At 53.9% G+C, this 15,272-nt stretch carries 17 protein-coding genes; all 17 read left to right on the top strand.

Translation table 11 applies throughout. The annotated features are described in order from the left end of the window. The 17 genes from E1958_RS04050 to nuoN all read left to right on the top strand — a co-directional run bounded on the left by E1958_RS04050 (position 1) and on the right by nuoN (position 14,998). Complete coding sequence (locus E1958_RS04050) at positions 1–705, top strand: hypothetical protein (RefSeq protein ID WP_133510728.1); 705 nt, start codon at positions 1–3, stop codon at positions 703–705. A gap of 71 nt (positions 706–776) precedes the next feature. Further along, complete coding sequence (locus E1958_RS04045; protein WP_133510727.1) at positions 777–1,193, top strand: GNAT family N-acetyltransferase; 417 nt, start codon at positions 777–779, stop codon at positions 1,191–1,193. Positions 1,194–1,195: 2 nt separating this feature from the next. Beyond that, complete coding sequence (nuoI, locus tag E1958_RS04040; RefSeq protein WP_133510726.1) at positions 1,196–1,687, top strand: NADH-quinone oxidoreductase subunit NuoI; 492 nt, start codon at positions 1,196–1,198, stop codon at positions 1,685–1,687. Between the two features lie 510 nt (positions 1,688–2,197). After that, a complete protein-coding gene (locus E1958_RS04035; protein WP_133510725.1) occupies positions 2,198–2,857 on the top strand; it encodes an NADH-quinone oxidoreductase subunit J in 660 nt (219 codons plus the stop codon). Beyond that, a complete protein-coding gene (gene nuoK / locus E1958_RS04030; RefSeq protein ID WP_133510724.1) occupies positions 2,854–3,159 on the top strand; it encodes an NADH-quinone oxidoreductase subunit NuoK in 306 nt (101 codons plus the stop codon). Before E1958_RS04035 ends, nuoK begins: the two co-directional genes overlap by 4 nt. 78 nt (positions 3,160–3,237) lie before the next feature. Next, positions 3,238–4,083 carry a PD-(D/E)XK nuclease family protein gene (locus E1958_RS04025; protein WP_133510723.1) on the top strand — a complete coding sequence of 282 codons (846 nt, stop codon included), beginning with the start codon at positions 3,238–3,240 and terminating at the stop codon, positions 4,081–4,083. A gap of 175 nt (positions 4,084–4,258) precedes the next feature. Next, positions 4,259–4,624: a SpoIIAA family protein gene (locus tag E1958_RS04020; RefSeq protein WP_133510722.1), complete on the top strand. Its 366-nt coding sequence runs from the start codon at positions 4,259–4,261 to the stop codon at positions 4,622–4,624. Positions 4,625–4,960: 336 nt separating this feature from the next. After that, positions 4,961–5,212, top strand: a complete 252-nt coding sequence (locus E1958_RS04015; protein ID WP_207787659.1) for a DUF433 domain-containing protein — start codon at positions 4,961–4,963, stop codon at positions 5,210–5,212. Then, a complete protein-coding gene (locus tag E1958_RS04010; RefSeq protein WP_133510721.1) occupies positions 5,205–5,558 on the top strand; it encodes a hypothetical protein in 354 nt (117 codons plus the stop codon). The genes E1958_RS04015 and E1958_RS04010 overlap by 8 nt, the downstream gene beginning before the upstream one ends. Next, positions 5,555–5,704 carry a SpoIIAA family protein gene (locus tag E1958_RS04005; protein ID WP_207787658.1) on the top strand — a complete coding sequence of 50 codons (150 nt, stop codon included), beginning with the start codon at positions 5,555–5,557 and terminating at the stop codon, positions 5,702–5,704. Before E1958_RS04010 ends, E1958_RS04005 begins: the two co-directional genes overlap by 4 nt. Positions 5,705–5,808: 104 nt before the next feature. Continuing rightward, positions 5,809–6,198, top strand: coding sequence for a GxxExxY protein (locus tag E1958_RS04000; protein WP_207787657.1), 390 nt, complete (start codon positions 5,809–5,811; stop codon positions 6,196–6,198). A 96-nt stretch (positions 6,199–6,294) separates the two neighbouring features. Further along, a complete protein-coding gene (gene nuoL / locus E1958_RS03995; protein WP_133510719.1) occupies positions 6,295–8,295 on the top strand; it encodes an NADH-quinone oxidoreductase subunit L in 2,001 nt (666 codons plus the stop codon). 21 nt (positions 8,296–8,316) lie between these two features. Then, positions 8,317–9,882, top strand: a complete 1,566-nt coding sequence (locus E1958_RS03990; RefSeq protein WP_133510718.1) for an NADH-quinone oxidoreductase subunit M — start codon at positions 8,317–8,319, stop codon at positions 9,880–9,882. 547 nt (positions 9,883–10,429) lie between these two features. After that, positions 10,430–10,921 (top strand): hypothetical protein, encoded by a 492-nt coding sequence (locus E1958_RS03980; RefSeq protein ID WP_133510717.1) that lies wholly within the window; start codon positions 10,430–10,432, stop codon positions 10,919–10,921. Positions 10,922–11,795: 874 nt separating this feature from the next. Beyond that, complete coding sequence (locus E1958_RS03970; protein WP_133510715.1) at positions 11,796–13,307, top strand: hypothetical protein; 1,512 nt, start codon at positions 11,796–11,798, stop codon at positions 13,305–13,307. Then, positions 13,285–13,494 carry a hypothetical protein gene (locus tag E1958_RS03965; RefSeq protein ID WP_133510714.1) on the top strand — a complete coding sequence of 70 codons (210 nt, stop codon included), beginning with the start codon at positions 13,285–13,287 and terminating at the stop codon, positions 13,492–13,494. Before E1958_RS03970 ends, E1958_RS03965 begins: the two co-directional genes overlap by 23 nt. Before the next feature lie 61 nt (positions 13,495–13,555). After that, entirely contained in the window at positions 13,556–14,998 is a 1,443-nt protein-coding gene (nuoN, locus tag E1958_RS03960) for an NADH-quinone oxidoreductase subunit NuoN (RefSeq protein WP_133510713.1), read from the top strand. The last annotated feature ends 274 nt before the right edge of the window (positions 14,999–15,272 follow it).

The raw sequence follows: 15,272 nt of genomic DNA, 5'->3' as shown, positions 1-15,272 counted from the left end.
ATGAAGACTCCGAATAGACTCATCGGCTTCGATATAAGAAAGCCGGGTGCCAAGCCTGTCGGATGGGGACGTCTCGACCTTGCCGCCAAGCCGTTCAGACCACATGGACCGGGTGCCGCACCTTGGCTTACCTTCGACAAATATATTAATCCGTCGGTTTTTGGGTATGAGGGTCAAATCGAGTCCACACAATACTCGGTGGGTGATCGCATTATAATATCCGATGGTATTAATTACGGCTTTGATTCATTTCTGCTATGGGATGATGCGAGGGATATGATGATCTATTACCCTTACGATGAGAGTGCCGGTGATGCGGCCTATGCCTATGCCTGGGTCGATCTCACTGAACAGGGTGTCCAGCCACTTACTGATGATGATACTTTCCGAGTACTTACTACCCGCACGATCCACCCCGCCTTCCCATCCAGAGACTGGCCTCTGGTGGGATACGATCTCGTATGTTCCTATTTCATCAGCGCGATGGCTGGTTACGACCACTCGATGAGCTCCCCGGAATTCATCCAATATGTGAGACCCCATATCAACCCATTTGGTCTGGTCTCGGCCCAGGCTACCCCGGAAGCGCTTGCCGCGCTTGTCAGGGCGGCAGATAGTGAAATAAAGGAAGATCCTTTCTTTGTCATCGGGCTCTTTTTGCTCTGGGACAACTCCGGTCGGGTGGCTCAATGCCTGGACTCGTAACTATAACGAAATTCAGTAGACTCAACGAGCTAGACTGAATGTGAGAATGTAGGTAGCCGCGGAGATAGGAAATGTCCAAATCGTTTCAGGTATTCACAGATAAGCGGATAGAACCGGAAGAGTTCGCTGAACTGATGGACTCCGTAGGATGGGGATCGATCGAAGAATATGATTCACATGAAATCAGGGACTCGATTGAATCATATACCTTTATTGCCCACATTCGAGACGAGATGGGCTTGTTGGTTGGCTATGTTAGCACCTTCAGTGATAGGGCCTTCTCGACCTTCATAGGCGAATTGGTTGTAAGACCCGAGTTTCAAGGTAGAGGGCTCGGGAAGGAGCTGCTTAGGGCCGTTGAAAGTAGGTTCGAAGGTGTTCCTGTTTATGCAAACCCTTTTGAATCGGCAAAAGACTTTTTTATTCGTCAAGAGTATTCTGAACCAAAGCGACCGATGGTGGTCGTTTCCAAACGCAATCAAACATAGAAATGCTGCAAGCCACGCGCGATTATCTGAAAAGCCTCCTGCTGGTGGAGCTGTTCCGGGGCTTAAGTGTCACCGGACGCTATATGTTCGGCCGCAAGTTCACGGTCCAGTACCCGGAGGAGAAGGCGCCTGTTTCACCCCGTTTCCGAGGTCTGCACGCCCTGCGGCGCTATCCGAACGGAGAGGAGCGATGCATTGCCTGTAAGCTGTGCGAGGCGACCTGTCCGGCCTTGGCCATCACCATCGAGGCCGAACCCCGCGCGGACGGCTCCAGGCGCACGACCCGCTACGACATCGATCTGTTCAAATGCATCTTCTGTGGCTTCTGTGAGGAATCGTGCCCGGTGGATTCTATCGTGGAGACCCAGATCGCTGAGTACCACTTCGAGGAACGCGGCGAGCATATCATGACCAAAGAAAAGCTCCTTGCAATCGGTGACAAATACGAGGCCGAGATCGCCGCCGACCGCGCCGCGGATGCACCGTATCGATAAGAATTCGAACCGCAAAGGCACAAAGGAGCGAAGGTTTTTTTAGCCGCAAATGAACGCAAATGGCCATAAATCAACGTCAATGGACCAAGAATTGTCGATGATGGCGAGCTGATCTCGGCTGTTCGTTTCACTTGCGGCAAAAAAGCAAAACCGCCGAGGTCCGGATTGGGTATAGGAAAGATGATCTAATCGTTCCAATCGATCCGCAGGTGACGCAGATTAAAAACAAAACAATCTGTGAGAATCTACGTAATCTGTGGACAGAAAAGATAATGTAATCTATTTGAGGTCAATTCGCGTTGATTCGCGTTGATTCGCGTTGATTCGCGTTCATTTGCGGCAGAAAATAATTCCCATGGGGATGCGCGCCTCGCGTAGAGGCACAATTTGGCTGGGGGCTGAGAAACAAGCAAATGGGATTTCGTGAATTGATGAAAGTGAAGATTCAACTTGGCAAACTTTTGCGCGCTTCGCGCCTTTGCGGTTAAAAAAACTTACCCGGATCCGATCATGGGCTTCGAAAAGATTCTTTTCTACATCTTCGGCGGTATCGCGGTGATCGCGGCCGCCATGGTAGTCACCCGCCGCAATCCGGTGCATGCGGTGCTCTACCTGGTGTTGACCTTCGTGACGAGCGCGATGCTGTGGATGCTCCTGGAGGCGGAGTTTCTCGCCATCGTGCTGGTGCTGGTCTATGTGGGCGCCGTCATGGTCCTGTTCCTGTTCGTGGTCATGATGCTGGATATCGACGTGGCGGCCATGCGCGCGCAGTTCGTCCGCTATCTGCCGCTCGGGCTCCTGATCGCCGTCATCATGCTGGTAGAGATCTTCCTGGTCCTGGGTCCGGATACCTTCGGCTTGGAGCAATTCGCCAAGCCGGAAGCCCAGCCGGCGGATTACAGCAATACCTCCGAGCTGGGGATGGTCCTGTACACCGTCTATATGTACCCGTTCGAGATCGCGGCGGTGATCCTGTTGGTCGCCATCGTCGCCGCCATCCGGTTGACCCTACGCCGGCGCCCCGATACCAAGTACCAGGATCCGTCGCAACAGGTGCGGGTCAGAAAAGGACCGGATCGGGTCCGAGTCGTCAAAGTAGCGGCGGAGCCGAGGGTGGTGCCCGCGAAGGCCCAGGCAACACCCGCACCGAGCGAGGCGGAGGTACCATGATTTCCCTGACCGAATACCTGCTGCTGGGAGGAATCCTGTTCTCCATCGGTGTCGCCGGGATCTTTCTCAACCGGAAGAATGTCATCGTCCTGCTCATGTGCATCGAGCTCATGCTGCTGGCGGTGAATATGAATTTCATCGCCTTCTCCCACTTCCTGGGGGACACCACGGGGCAGATCTTCGTGTTCTTCATCCTCACGGTAGCGGCGGCGGAGGCGGCCATCGGTCTGGCGATCCTTGTGGTCCTGTTCCGTGCTCGTCAAACGATCAACGTAGACGATTTGGACACGCTGAAGGGTTGAGCAATTCTTCGCGGTTTGTGTTTTTGTCCAATTAGAAACGTTACGACGAGCGTTCAGAATTAGGTGATAGAGGAAACCGTGGCAATCAAGAATATCTCGGAAACGCTGAAACGGGAGTTGCCCGCGCTGTTGCGGGACGATCCGGATCTGCGTCGTTACGTCCTGGAGCTAACGCGCGGAGAGTATGCGGATCGGCAGCAGACGGAAGACCGCTTTGACCGTATTCTGGAGGAATTGCGTCAGGACCGCGAGGCCCAAGAACGCAAATGGGCGAAGCAAGACCGCAAGTGGGAGGAGCAAGACCGCAAGTGGGAGGAGCAAGACCGCAGGTGGGAGAAGCAAGACCGCAAGTGGAAGCAAGCGCAGGAGGAGAATAGGCGTGAATGGGAAGAGCAAAATCGCAAGTGGTGGGAAGCGCAGGCGGAGAATAAGCGCAGATGGGAAGAACAAGATCGCAAGTGGGAGGAAAGCCGAGCCGAGTTCCAGCAGGTACATCAGGAAATCATGGCCCTGGCCGAAAGGCATGATCGCCACATCGGTGCTTTAGGTGCGCGCTGGGGCCTGCAATCGGAGGCGACGTTCCGCAATGCCCTGGCTGGAATCCTGGAAAAGAACTTCGATATACAGGTGCTCAATGTCAACGAGTACGACGATCAGGGAGAGGTCTTTGGTCGGCCGGACCAAGTGGAGCTGGATGTAATCATCAAGAATGGCCTGTTGCTCATTTGCGAGCTGAAATCCTCCATCGACAAAGGCGGTATGTATCTCTTCGAGCGCAAGGCACGTTTCTACGAGCGGCGCCACAATCGCAAGGCCGACCGCCTGATCGTGATCTCGCCGATGATCGACGAGAAGGCCAAGCAGCTTGCCGAGAAGCTCGGTATCGAGATCTACTCGGATTCTTTGGAGGTCAAAGACATCTGACGACTTGGGGTAGTAGAGGGTGGACACAATGTGCCGGAGAAGACAATTAACAAAATACCGTTAACAGTCGCATGCACTCGGACAGCAAAAAAGCGCCGTTCATTCTTTACTCTGCTTTTTGCGGCTGGTGATGTGGGGCGTTAGCTATCTAAAACTCTAGATAGGGGGAATAACCATGTTTAAAGTGACTCTAAATGGCATAAACCGCTTAGATATTGAGTTGAGTGGGAAATTGAATTCCGATGAAATGAAGACCGCTTTGGATGAACTGGTTAGCAAGTCGGAAAATATAGAAAACGGCAAGATGCTGTATGATATTGTCGAGTTTTATCTTCCATCATTCGGTGCAATTGGAATCGAGTTTTCTCGTCTCCCCTCGATGTTCAAACTGATGAGAAAATTTGACCGTGCAGCTGTCTTGACTGACAAGACATGGATAAAGAAGGTAAGTGAATTTGAAGGATTTTTATTCCCGGGTCTGGAAATCAAGGCCTTTAACAGAGACCAGAAGGAAGAAGCGGAAGCTTGGCTGGAGAGTTAGAAAACCGATTTAGATCCGCTGTCCGTTACGGTCGAGTTACTACATCGGCTGACCCAAGGCATTAGCCGGCAGGTGGGTTTGGTCGTTAGGAGCCCATCGCAACAACAAGATCGCAAATGAAGTGTTACATTATCGTTGGACCGAATGGTGCAGGAAAAACGACATTTTTTGCTAACGGGGTCTATCAAAAGAGCGAGTGAAGGTTCATTTTTCTGCACTACGAATGAGTATGACTGAGGAGCTCGATGCGGGAAAACTGCACGCCGGGATTTGTGCAGGGGATACCGGGTAACCGGCGTCCCTAGTGCGGTGACTTTGAGAACAAGGGGTAATTCAGTGGATAAATCAACGATTGATTTTTTTGATGTAGTTAGTATTGATCTGGAAAGAATGGGCGGGGAACCTTGCTTCAAAAACACCCGTGTCCCGATTAAAGTGTTGTTCGACCATATTGATAAATTAGACGAGTTTTTTGACGGGTTCCCGTCTGTCACTCATGAGCAGGTTAACAAGGTTTTGTCTTTAGCCGGACAAACATTTTTATCTTTATGTTATGAATACAATAAAGACAAAAAAACTGTTGCTTGATGAATGCGTTAATTGGCGGTTTTTAAATGAATTGCCTGAATATACGGTTAAAACTGTGCGTCAAATGGGATGGAGCGGTCTGAAAAACGGCGAACTTTTAGATAAAGCGCAGCATAAATTTGATGTGTTAATCACAACGGACAAAAACATCAAATATCAACAGAATTTATCGGAATATGATATTTCCGTTATTGTTTTGGATGTCCGCATAAACGATTTGGAACACATACAATCACTGGTTCCATGGTTAAAAGAAAGCTTGCTGTTGATTGGTGTATATGATATTAAAATTATTAAAGAGACAAAGATAAACAAACTCGTCTCCCCGCAATGTTCAAACTCATGAAAAAATTCGACCGTGCGGCTGTTTTGACTGACAAGACATGGTTGAAGAAAGTCAGTGAGTTTGAGGGGTTTTTATTCCCAGGCATGGAAATCAAGGCTTTTAACAGAGACCAAAAGGAAGAAGCGGAATCCTGGCTGGAAAGTTAGAAGGCTATTCGTGCCTTTGTCCAATAGTACAGGATTAACAGGATTTTCAGGATTAACAGGATTTTTTCATTGTCGGTAATAGTGCTTACCGGGAAAAGCGGAATTTGGGTACTTTTGTGGGACTTGTTGGACGGGAACTGACAGAGGAGATCATTGGAGCGGCCTATGCGGTGCATAATGAGCTTGGCTCTGGTTTTTTGGAGAAGGTCTATGAGAATGCCATGGCTGTCGAGCTTAGATCGCGAAAGATTGCATTTCGTACACAGGCACCATTGAAGGTGAAGTACCGTGGGGAACCGGTTGGGGAATACTTTGCGGATATGATCATTGAGAACTCCGTCATCTGTGAATTCAAGGCTCTTGAGACAGTGCCGAGGGAGGCGGAGATTCAGTTGGTCAACTACTTGGTCGCAACTGGAATCGACATCGGACTACTGATTAATTTTGGAAAAAGTGTGAGCGTGCGGCGAAAGTTCAGAACACACAAAAAATAATCCTGTTAATCCTGAAAATCTTGTTAATCCTGTCCTATTAGAACATTGCGACGAGCGTTCAGACGAAACCGCAATCGGACAAAGGCCGAGAAATAAATGGCTAACCTTTATCTGACAATTGTAATCGCACCCCTGGTAGGGGCCATTGTCGCCGGTTTCTTCGGGGGCCGGATCGGTCGTACCGGGGCGCACTGGGTCACTATTCTCGGGGTCGGCATCTCCACCCTCTTGTCCTTCTATGTGGTGAAGCGATTCGTCTTCGACGGCCAGGAGGTGTTCAACGAGCCCGTCTATACCTGGATGGTTGCGGACGGCATCGACTTCCAGATCGGTTTTCTGGTGGACAAGCTCACGGCCCTCATGATGGCCGTGGTGTCCTTCGTTTCCCTGATGGTGCATATCTACACTATTGGCTACATGGCCGATGACGAGCACAACTGGCCGAAGGAGTCCTTGGCCGGCCGTAACAACTATCAGCGCTTCTTCAGCTATATCTCGCTGTTCACCTTCTCCATGCTGATGTTGGTGATGTCCAATAACTTCCTCCAGCTCTTCTTCGGCTGGGAGGCAGTGGGCCTGGTCTCCTATTTGCTGATCGGTTTCTGGTCGGTGCGCGAGTCTGCCATCTTCGCCAATCTCAAGGCCTTTTTGGTCAACCGGGTCGGGGATTTCGGCTTTATCTTAGGCATCGCCGCGGTAGCCATGTACTTCCAGTCTTTGGATTACCTGACCGTATTCGGTAAGGCGCCGGAGTTGGCGGACACCAAGATCCAGATCTTCGGCGATAGCTCCTGGGGCCTGATGACCACCATCTGCGTGCTGCTCTTCATCGGCGCCATGGGTAAGTCCGCTCAGGTCCCCCTGCACGTGTGGCTGCCCGACTCCATGGAGGGTCCGACCCCGATTTCAGCCCTGATCCACGCCGCGACCATGGTCACGGCCGGTATCTTCATGGTGGCGCGCATGTCACCCCTCTACGAGCTCTCGGAGACGGCGCTCTCCTTCGTCATGGTGATCGGGGCGACTACGGCCTTCTTCATGGGCCTGATCGGCCTGGCGCAGAACGACATCAAGCGCGTGGTCGCCTATTCGACCCTGTCCCAGCTTGGCTACATGACCGCGGCCCTGGGGGCCTCCGCCTATGCTGCCGGCATCTTCCATCTGATGACCCACGCCTTCTTCAAGGCCCTGCTGTTCCTGGCGGCGGGCTCGGTCATCATCGCCATGCACCACGATCAGGACATCCGCAACATGGGCGGTATCCGCAAGTACATGCCCTACACCTGGATCACCTTCCTGATCGGCACCCTGGCGCTCATCGGTTTTCCCGGCTTTTCGGGCTTCTTTTCCAAGGATGCTATCATCGAGGCGGTGCATGCCTCCCAGGTGGCGGGCTCGGGTTACGCCTGGGTGCTCCTGACCATCGGCGTCTTCATCACCGCCCTCTACAGCTTCCGGCTGTATTTCATCGTCTTCCACGGCAAAGAGCGCATGGACGAGCATACCCGCCACCACCTGCACGAGACACCGGCGGTGGTCTGGGTCCCCTTGGTACTGCTGGCGATCCCTTCGGTGCTCATCGGCTGGATCACCATCGAGCCTGTCCTGTTCGGAGACTGGTTCCAGGGCGCCATCCGGGTGGCACCGGAGCACGATGTCCTCGCCCATCTGGGTGAGCACTACCACGGACAGTGGGCCTTTGTGCTGCACGGTCTCACGGGGGCGCCCTTCTGGTTGGCCCTGACCGGCTTCGGGGTGGCGGCCATGGTGTTCTGGTACTGGTTCGCCAAGGACCCGCGGATCGAGGAGAAGCTGCGGGGCAAGGTCGCCTGGTTCTACCGGGTGCTGGATCGCAAATACGGCTTCGACGAGTTCTATCAGGCGTTCTTCGCCGCCGGCAGCCGGGGTATCGGCAGGGCCTTCTGGTCCGGTGGTGACCGTGCGGTGATCGACGGCGTGATCGTGGACGGCTCGGCCAGGACCGTCGGCCGTTTCGCCCAGCTCGTGCGTAAGCTCCAGACCGGCCGCCTGTACAACTACGCGATCGCCATGATCTTAGGGCTAGTGGTCCTGCAGGCGATCTTCGTGATCTTCTGATCCTTCAAGGAACAGACCAGCATGCAATCATTCCCCCTTCTTTCGCTGACCATCTGGCTGCCGATCATCGGCGGTATCGCCGTGCTCGGCAGCGGGGACAAGGCACCCGGTGTTTCTAAGTGGCTGGCATTGGGGTTTGCGGTCGTGACCTTCCTGGTCAGCCTGGGGCTCTGGACCGGCTTCGATGCGAGCACGGCGGCGATGCAATTCATGGAGCGGAGCCCCTGGATCCAGACCTTCGATGTCTATTACTACTTAGGGATCGACGGCATCTCCATGCCGCTGATCATCCTGACCACCTTCGTTACCATCTTCGTCGTCATCGCCGGCTGGGAGGTGATCCAATATAAGCCGTCCCACTACATGGCCGCCTTCCTGATGATGGAGGGCCTGATGGTGGGGGTCTTCTCGGCCCTGGATGCCATCCTCTTTTATGTCTTCTGGGAGGCGATGTTGATCCCGATGTTCATCGTCATCGGGGTCTGGGGCGGTCCGAATCGGGTCTATGCCACCATCAAGTTCTTTCTCTTCACCTTTTTCGGCTCGGTCTTCATGCTGGTCGCCCTGATCTACATGTATTTTCAAGCGGGGACCTTCGAGATCGTCGCTTCCCAGCTCGATCTTCCAAGCTTTCATGGTCTACGATTGGGCATGACAGAGCAGATCCTGATCTTCATCGCCTTTCTGCTTGCCTTTGCGGTCAAGGTGCCCATGTGGCCCGTCCACACCTGGCTACCGGATGCCCATGTGGAGGCCCCGACCGGCGGCTCCGTCATCCTGGCGGCTATCATGCTCAAGATCGGCGGCTACGGCTTCCTGCGCTTCAGCCTGCCCATCGCCCCGGACGCCAGTGCCGCGCTGGACTGGCTGATCATCGTTATGTCCTTGATCGCGGTCGTCTATATCGGCTTCGTGGCCCTGGTCCAGCAGGACATGAAAAAGCTCATCGCCTACTCCTCCATCGCCCACATGGGCTTCGTGACCCTGGGCTTCTTCATCGTCTTCACCATCCTCGCCAAGGGCACGGCCACCGGCAGCGGGGTACTCGGCATCTCCGGTGGCATGGTGCAGATGGTCTCCCACGGCTTCATCTCCGGGGCGCTCTTCCTGTGCGTGGGCGTACTCTACGACCGGGTCCATTCCCGTGAGATCTCCGCCTACGGGGGGGTGGTGAACACCATGCCCCTGTTCGGGGCCTTCATGGTCTTCTTCGCCATGGCCAATGCGGGCCTGCCCGGGACCTCCGGCTTCGTCGGCGAATTCATGGTCATCCTAGCCAGCTTCCAGGCAGACTTCTGGTATGCCTTCCTGGCCGCCACCACCCTCATCCTGGGGGCCGCTTATACTCTGTGGATGGTCAAGCGCGTCATCTTCGGTCCGGTCGCCAACGACCAGGTAGCGGCCTTGAAGGATGCCAACGGCCGTGAGTTGTTCGTGCTCGGCAGCCTAGCTGCCGCCGTGCTGGTGCTCGGCATTTGGCCCGCACCCCTGGTGGAGGTCATGGATACCACCATCCGGAACCTGGTCCAACAGATTGCGGTATCCAAGCTCCCCACCGTTGCGGGCGATATTGCCGCCGCTTTCTGAGCGGGTGCAGGTAGCCCCTGAAAATCGATGCCACTGACTAATGGTACAGGATTAACAAGATTTTCAGGATTAACAGGATTTTTTATTACGTATGATATCGAATTCATGGGTGAGCTCGTCGGCGGTACGATAATCTTCGGTGACGCCGAATCCGAACCTAATTTTGGGACTTACTGCGTTGGAGTCCGTCGGGATTGTTGTCGATCCTCACAATCAGACTTTGAAGAGAATGCCAGCTACCCGACGAAGGCCCGTAGGATGGGCGTAGGATGCGGTAAGCCGCTAGGGACGGCGGCGAACCGCATCACATAAACTCGTAGGATGCACAAAGCGAAGCGTGCCCATCAGTGAGGGATAACCTCCCGACAGGTAGGTGGTGTGCCCAGCACTAAACACCGAATGTTGGGCACGGGCCAAGCTCCTTCCTCTGTCAGGACAAGCCTGGCCCTTTGCCCAACCTACTTGGCTGCCGCGGAACCGACGGTTGCCGCCGTCTTCTGAGCGGATGTGGAATGAAAATGATTCCTGAATCCGTGAGGTAGATAGTATGAATAAGTTAAAGAATAAGTTAAATAAGTTGAATGAGTTAATGGAAAAATACAATGGGGTACTTCGGTTAGCAGAAGTTGGTGCTGTTATAGCGGGTGTATGTTTTATCGCTTTTCAAACTTGGTATATGAGTCAGAACATCTCAGATATTCAGAAGTGGCTTGAGCTTGAGAAAGGATCTGCAATATATCGTCACACTGACTTGATAAACTCAGTTCTAATAGAGCACCCTAAGCTTGCTGAGGGTTTCGATCTAACCCAGCAAGATGTACTTGCCTACATGATAATTGCAGAATTTGCAAAACTTTTTCATTTGCATGAAAAAGGAATGATAGAAGGTCCTGAGTGGGATGCTCTCAAAGATGTGATGAAGGTGTCAATGAATAGGGAATGGGTAAAAGAGGTTTGGGTCCAACGGAAAGGTGATGGTCGAGGAACAACTGAGGAGTTTGAAAAATTTATAGAGACCCTTGCGTATTCTGATGACTAGTGTAGCGTAGTAGAAATCCTAATGCCATTTCTTAATTTGACTTGTACCGGAACGAACTGCACTGAAGAACCACGGATGGACGCGACTCAACAACTACCGGCTAAAAGCCGGTAGGTTGAAATTAGGGACTGAAAGTCCGGATACGGGGCGGATAGCCCCGTTTAGTTGCCGGGCTCCATGTCCATGACGGTATGCCATGTCTGATCCTCTCAGAGGCTGTCTAAAAACTAACCCATTGATTTTTATGGAACCGTACCCGTAGGGTGGGCTGTGCCCACCAGTCAGGCGTAGTATTTGGTGGGCACAGCCCACCCTACAGGTTAGTTGGTTTTTAGACAGCCTCTCAAATAGAGAGCATTCTACGGCAGCTGGAAAATAAACTCGCAATCCGTGTTTATCCGTGTCCATCCGTGGTTCTAATGTAATACAATTCGCGGGGATTCGCGTGATTCGTGGTTCTCTCTTGTCAGATCCCACCAAGCTGACTCAAGGGTATTGGGGTGGAAAAAACGAGGTAACTGATGGGCACCACGCATGTCACTGTAACCATCAGAAATCCTGCGAATCCCGAGAAACAGGTGGCCTCTGATCTCTACATCGAAGTCCTGGAGTGAGCTGAAATGAAGATATTTTCTTATTCGGAAGCGCGCCGAAACCTCTCGGAAATACTCGTGCTCGCGCAATCGGAAGAGGTTGAAATTCATAAAGGAGATGGGGCCATATTTTGTCTTAAATCGAGAAAAATAAATAACAAATCACCCTTCGATGTTCCGGGAATCAAGACTAGGGCAACCACCCGAGACATATTGAATGCGGTTCGGGATTCCAGAAGTGGTTAGCGAGGCTTCGCCTCCTCGGAAACAGAGCACACCGGATGCCGGTAGTACGTGATAACAAGCCGATCCAGCTCGTCCGGATCGACGATGCGTCTGATTGGGACGAGGTGAAGACGCTGGCTGGGGATTTTCTCCTGCCGCATGATCTCGACGGCCTCAAGCAGCTCCTCGACGGCTTCGTGCGCTCGGTCTACATCGAGCATGACTATGTGGACGCCGACTATCGTGATACCTACAGCCACTTCTACTCGAAGAAGTTTGCGCGTTACCCGGATCGTGCGATTTGCCTCCTCTTCTTCTCCGATCCCATCCCGGCTGACGACTGGTCTGAACCAGCCAAGTTCTCGAACGCCTTCATTGGCTACTCCGTCGTCAAGCCGAACCGCGTTGTCTCTATCGGGCGGACCCTGATCGACCCCAGGCGTGCGAATGTGCCTCCTGGCTTCGTTATCGCGACAAAGTTCGTTGCGAACCTACTTGGCGCAGAACTCGCGGTTGAAGGTTTTCCGTATATGGGCCAGGACACGGACGTCACAATATGCGCCCACTCTGCTCTCTGGTCCTGTCTCAGGCATTTCTCACAGCGGTATCCCGAATACCCCGAGATTCATCCCTATGAGATTACTCAGCTCACGATGGACTTCTCTAGGGGTCGTCTCGTTCCCTCTCGGGGACTGACGATGGAACAGGTCACCGAGATCCTAACTCGGTATGGCTTCCATCCGCGCTTCTACGATAAGCCGGATCTCAACCGCCAAGTGGACTTTGAAAGGCTTCTCTACACCTATATCGAGTCGGGGATTCCTGTCATAGTCAGCTTGAAGCTGGTAGACGGGTCGGGTCATGCTATTGCCGGCATCGGCCACTCGTCGGACTTCACCATCACGCTTCCTTCGGATAGGATCGGGTGGAGCTACGAGTATTCCAACGGACTCATCGTAAATGATGACAATCTTCCCCCTTACCGGTTAGTGCCGAAAAAGTTTGGGATCAGCACGAACGCCGGCACTGACTATACCTTTGGAGATATCAAGGGCTTTATTGTCCCGCTGTACGAGAAGATCTATCTCGCCGCCGAAGACGCGTTCTCTATGGTTGAGACGATCCTTTCGGATGAGCAGATTGGGCTATCCACGCTCCGATCACCTGGATTACTGCCGGATGACTTGGTAATACGCCTGTTTCTGACTTCTTCCCGCTCTTGGAAGCGGAACCGTCGCAGATCACAGATGCCGAACGACCTTGGTCTGCTATACTCTGCTATGCCTATGCCGAAGTTCATTTGGGTGGCAGAGCTTTCCACGCGAGCACTTTACCCGGAGGGCAAGGTACTGGGGGAAATTGTCATCGACGCTACCGCGAGCTTCCTTGACGACTTCGCTTTCTTGAGTATTCATTACCCTCACCTCCTGATCCTGAATGATCGTGACTCGCTTTCAGGATCGCTGGCAAGTCGTATATCCTCAATAGACCTCTCCGAGCATAGCGCATATAGGCTCTACACGAATAACCTCCAGGAGATCGAATGTGACAAAGAAGACAACCACTGAGAACAAACTCGCTGTCCTAGCCCTTGATCTCGTCGAGGGCAGCCGTAAGGCGAACATCCTCGACAGCGAAGAGTCTGTGCTAAGACTCAAGCAGTCGCTTGACGATAAACTCAAACCGAAGGCCAGGGCTAATGAGATAGCCCGACGCAAGTCCTGGGAGATGGCGTCGAAGCACTTCGTGTCCTGACCATCATAAACGGCGCGCACGCCCCGGACCTCGGTCTCGAAGAAGCTACCGGAACACACCTATGCCTTTCACCTTCGATTACGCCAACCTGATTCCCATCCTTCCCGAGATCGCTATTCTGGTACTGGCCTGCACAGTGCTGGTGGTCGATCTGTATCTAAAGGAGGAACAGAAGGGCATCAACCATCTAATCACCATCGTCGGGCTGCTGATTGCCATCGGCATCACCGGCCTGGTCGGGGGCGGCGAACGCCAAGTCGTGTTCGACGGCAGCTACGTGCGCGATGCCATGAGCGACGTACTCAAGATCCTTATCTTGGTCGTGAGCCTGTTCGCCTTTGTCTACGCCAAGGATTATCTGCGCGACCGTAATCTATGGGTGGGCGAATACTATGTCCTGGGCCTGTTCGCGGTGCTCGGCATGTCCATCATGGTCTCGGCCAACAACCTGCTGGTCGTCTATCTGGGGCTGGAGCTGTTGGCGCTGTGCCTCTATGCCATGGTCGCCTTCGACCGCGACTCCACCACCGGCGCTGAGGCGGCCATGAAATACTTCGTGCTCGGGGCGCTCGGCTCGGGCATGTTGCTCTACGGCATGTCCATGATCTACGGGGCCACCGGCTCCATCGAGCTGGCGACTGTAGCCCGGATCGCGGCGGAGCAGGGGACCCAGAACCAGGTCTTGGTGTTCGGGCTTGTTTTCTTAGTGATAGGCATTGGCTTCAAGTTCGGTGCCGTGCCCTTCCATATGTGGGTGCCGGACGTCTATCAGGGCGCCCCCACCCCCGTGGCCCTGTTCCTGAGCAGCGCTCCCAAGATCGCTGCCTTTGCGCTGGCGATCCGGCTGTTGGTGGACGGCCTCGGCGGGCTGCACCCGGACTGGCAGGGCATGCTGATCATCTTGGCCTTGTTGTCCATGGGCCTGGGCAACCTGATCGCCATTGCCCAGACCAATCTCAAACGCATGCTGGCCTACTCGACCATCTCCCACGTCGGCTTCATCTTCCTCGGCCTCCTGGCCGGCAGCGAGCAGGGCTATGCCGCGGCCATGTTCTATGCCATCGTCTATGCCGCCATGGCGGCGGGCGCCTTCGGTCTACTGCTGATTCTCAGCCGAGAGGGCTTCGACGCCGAGAATCTGGACGATCTCAAAGGACTCAACCAGCGCGACTCCTGGTACGCGGCCATGATGGCGCTCATCATGTTCTCCATGGCCGGGGTACCGCCCACCGTCGGTTTCATGGCTAAGCTGCTGGTACTCGAATCCATCGTGCGCGTCGACCTCTGGTGGCTGGCCCTGATCGGCGTCTTCTTCTCCATCATCGGCGCCTTCTACTACCTGCGCATCATCAAGCTCATGTACTTCGACCAGCCGGTGATCCAGGAACCCCTGACGGCTGGCCCCAGCGCCCGGGTCGCCCTGTCGGTCAATGGCTTGGCGATGTTGGTGCTGGGCATCTTTCCTGCCTCCCTGTTGTCGGTTTGTCAGGGGGTCTTTCTCTGATTTGCGGGTAGGGGTCGGACCGTGCGACGGGTGTCTCCCCGTTGCACGTGAAGCGTTTGGAGGGAAACAACCGCAGAGGCACAGAGAAACAGAGGGATTGGTTCTCTGCATCTCCTGTCGGGTTATATCTGCCTGTGGTAGCCCGTGTAGGGCGGGTCAGGCCAGGGATGGCCGCCACCCGCCACCTGGCGACTACCACCTACGGCGGGTGACGAGGCACCCGATCACAGGGGCCAACTCGGCCTCGAAGTGTGCCTCTCACCCGCCCTACGCG

Source organism: Candidatus Thiosymbion oneisti (genome assembly GCF_004359955.1).
GTDB classification, from domain to species: domain Bacteria; phylum Pseudomonadota; class Gammaproteobacteria; order Chromatiales; family Chromatiaceae; genus Thiosymbion; species Thiosymbion oneisti.
The sequence above is the reverse complement of the archived record's forward strand: the minus strand, read 5'-3'. Positions and strand labels throughout refer to the sequence as shown.